This is a genomic window from Candidatus Thermoplasmatota archaeon (assembly GCA_022848865.1).
Taxonomy (GTDB): Archaea; Thermoplasmatota; Thermoplasmata; order RBG-16-68-12; family JAGMCJ01; genus JAGMCJ01.
This window is the reverse complement of record JAJISE010000129.1, coordinates 1-517: the sequence shown is the minus strand read 5'-3', so window position 1 is coordinate 517 and position 517 is coordinate 1. Positions and strand designations below refer to the sequence as shown.

The 517-nt window shown below is 43.1% G+C and carries 1 tRNA gene; it reads right to left on the bottom strand.

Going from position 1 to position 517, the window contains the following annotated elements:
- Nucleotides 1–195: 195 nt before the first annotated feature.
- A tRNA-Trp gene (locus tag LN415_10020) sits at nucleotides 196–358 on the bottom strand.
- Between the last annotated feature and the right edge of the window lie 159 nt (nucleotides 359–517).

The window sequence follows — 517 nt, the reverse complement described above, 5'->3', positions numbered from 1 at the left end:
TATCTCATGGAACTATTAGTATTTAAAATATATGTGTTAATATTTGATAAAATGCCGTATTTTTACATCTGGTTATTATTTCAACAGTAAATTAAGTTTGATAAAGAACTTTTCAATAAACTGTAGAAATAGGTTATTGGTAGATAACCCTGTTTTACCTATGTTTCACTTAGAAAAAACAGGTATAGTAAGGTATGGGGGCACTGGGATTTGAACCCAGATCGGCGGGTCTCTTCTTAGGTCATCGCTCCAGTTATTCATCATCGTGGTCAAGACGTCTCCAGACCTCTCAGAATACCCGTTGGTTATCATCCCTGTAACTGGAGCCCGCGAGGATGCCGTGTTACCCCATACTCCCACATTGGAGCGTTCAAGCTCAGGACTTGCGCATCTTCTGCGCCCTCTTTCGGCGCCTCATCTTCTTCTTGCGCCATTTCCAGCGCTGCTGTCCTCTCTTTTTCCATACTCTCGAGCTTCTCTTCATCAGGACTCCTCGGATTTCCAACCGGTGACAGTC